Source organism: Amycolatopsis sp. NPDC003676 (assembly GCF_053587275.1).
In genome coordinates, this window is sequence record NZ_JBSFNS010000235.1 from 1 (window position 1) to 2,499 (window position 2,499).

Below are 2,499 nucleotides of genomic sequence, written 5' to 3' on the forward strand. Positions count from 1 at the left end.
GCCGGGAGGTCGCCGAACGCATCCGGACCCGCCGCCGCGAGTCCGTCGCCATCGTCACCGAGGACTGGTCGGGTGCGGACCGCGCGACCTTCGCCGCGCTGCTGACGCGCTTCGTCGACGACTACGACGCGGCCCGCCCGACCCTGCTGACCCGCTCGACCGCACTGAGCACTACCGCGATGGAGAACGATTCGTGACGACGACCGCGGCCCCGGTGGAATCACCCGCCGGCTTCACCCACCGCCAGATCCTGACCATCCTGTCCGGCCTCATGCTCGGCATGCTGCTGGCCTCGCTCGATCAGACGATCGTGTCGACCTCGATCCGCACCATCGCCGACGACCTGCACGGCTACTCGCTGCAGGCCTGGGCGACGACGGCCTACCTGATCACCGCGACGATCAGCACCCCGCTCTACGGCAAGCTCTCGCGGGCGCGCTCGGTGACCGGGTGGGCCGAAAGCTGTTGTTCATCAGTGGTTTCGTGCTCTTCGGCATCGCCTCGGTGGTCGCGGCGACCGCGGGCAGCGCGGCCCAGCTGATCGGCGGCCGGGTGCTGCTCGGGATCGGTGGCGCGATGGTGATGCCATCGACGCTCTCGCTGATCCGCAATATCTTCGCCGACCCGCGCGAGCGCACGATGGCCATCGGGATCTGGGCCGCGGTCGCCGGCGTCGGCGCCACGGTCGGGCCGATCATCGGCGGTTTCCTGGTCGAGCACTTCGGCTGGTCCTCGGCGTTCTGGCTGAATGTGCCGGTGGTCCTGGTGACGGTGGTGGTCGGGTTGTGGGTGCTGCCGGAATACCGGGCGCCGCAGGCGGGCAGCCTCGACTGGTTCGCGGCGGCGCTGTCGATGATCGGCATCGTGTGCCTGGCCTGGGGCATCAAGCATCTCGCGAAAGGTGAAGCGGGACCGGTCGACTGGGTGATCCTGCTCGTCGGCATCGGCGCGATGTACTGGTTCGTCCGCCGCCAGCTCACCGCCGACGATCCCCTGCTGGACGTGCGCCTGTTCCGCAACGGCGCGTTCACCGCGGCCGCCGTCGCGACCCTGCTCGCCATGATGGCCATCGGCGCGGCCATGTTCCTGGTCTCGCTGTGGCTGCAATACGTCCACGGCTACAGCCCGTCGCAGGCGGGCATCCGGATGCTGCCCGCGGCCCTCACGCTGCTCACCGCCTCGCTGCTGACGCCGATGCTCATGGACAAGTTCGGCGTCCGCGCGGTGCTCGGGGTCGGCCTCGGCGCGGTGTCGCTGGGGTTCCTGCTGCTGGCGGTGAGCCCGGAGCCGACGACCTATCCGGTGGTCGCGCTGGTGCTCGTCTCGTTCGGGCTCGGTGACGGCATGGCGGTGACCGCGGCCGCGGCCGTCCTCGTCGGCGCCGTGCCCGCCGATCGGGCCGGTCAGGCGGGCGCGGTCGAGGAGACCAACTACGAGGTCGGCGTGGGCTTCGGCGTCGCGCTGCTCGGCAGTCTGCACGCCAGGATCTTCAGTCAGCACATGGCGAACCCGCCGGTCCCGGCCGACAAGGTGGAGCAGGCGAGCGGGTCGGTCGGCGGGGCCTACGAGGTGGCCACCGAACTGCCCGAACCCGCGCACACCCAGCTCGTCGACGCCGCGAGCCATGCCTTCGACACCGCGCTCACCACGACGTCCTACATCTCCGCGATCGTCGTCGCGCTGGTGGCGGTCGGCGCGGTGTGGCTGGTCCCGCGCGGGTTCCGGGTCACCGGCGGGCACTGACCCTTGACGCAACCAAATGGTTGCCATACCCTGAGTTGCAACCAACTGGTTGCTACTGACTGAGGAGAACGCCATGGGATTCCCTGATCAGATCGTGCGAACCGTCGAGCTCGCCCATCCGCCCGCCAAGGTGTGGGCGGCGCTCACCACCGCCGAGGGGCTCGCGAGCTGGTTCGGCAACACCGCCACCATCGACCTGCGCCCGGGTGGGGAAGCCCGGATGACCTGGAAGGAAGGTCACGTGGCCAATATGCGGGTCGAGCGGGTCGAGGAGCCGAACGTCTTCGGCTACACCTGGCAGATCTACGGCCTGCCCGACGACGACCCGCGTCGCACCTACGTGGAATTCACTCTCGAACCGGTCGGCGCCGGTACCAGGCTGACCGTGATCGAGGCCGGCTTCGCCCAGCTGCCCGACGCGCAGTACAAGGAGGCGTTCGACGGCAACACCGGCGGCTGGACCGATCCGGCACCGGCGTCCACGCCGGCGCCGCACTCTCCGCCGACGGTACCGATCCGGCCCCTGCGTTTCCGCGAACTGCTCGACGAGCCGTTCGCCCTGATCCAGGCCCATATCCGGGCGCTGGCGGCGCTCGGTGGGAGCGTGCTCGTGCTGGCCGTGCTCGGCGTGCTCGGGGTGACCGGCCTGGTCTCGCACCTGCCGACTGGTACCGCGCGCTCCGCCTGGCCGTCACCGGCTCGGTCGCCGCCGCGGAAGCCGCCTATCGCAGTGCCGCGGCCAGGTTGTCCGGCAGC

The 2,499-nt window shown here is 70.3% G+C and carries 2 protein-coding genes and 2 pseudogenes; all 4 read left to right on the forward strand.

The annotated features are described in order from the left end of the window. Positions 1-197 (forward strand): annotated as a pseudogene (locus ACWDNU_RS45110) (hypothetical protein); the annotation flags it as partial. After that, positions 194-541: a hypothetical protein gene (locus ACWDNU_RS45115; protein WP_449673363.1), complete on the forward strand. Its 348-nt coding sequence runs from the start codon at positions 194-196 to the stop codon at positions 539-541. The pseudogene ACWDNU_RS45110 and the gene ACWDNU_RS45115, both read left to right, overlap by 4 nt. Then, entirely contained in the window at positions 451-1,743 is a 1,293-nt protein-coding gene (locus ACWDNU_RS45120; RefSeq protein WP_449673364.1) for an MFS transporter, read from the forward strand. The genes ACWDNU_RS45115 and ACWDNU_RS45120 overlap by 91 nt, the downstream gene beginning before the upstream one ends. Positions 1,744-1,816: 73 nt before the next feature. Beyond that, a pseudogene (locus tag ACWDNU_RS45125) lies at positions 1,817-2,203 on the forward strand (SRPBCC domain-containing protein); the annotation flags it as partial. Positions 2,204-2,499 lie beyond the last annotated feature (296 nt).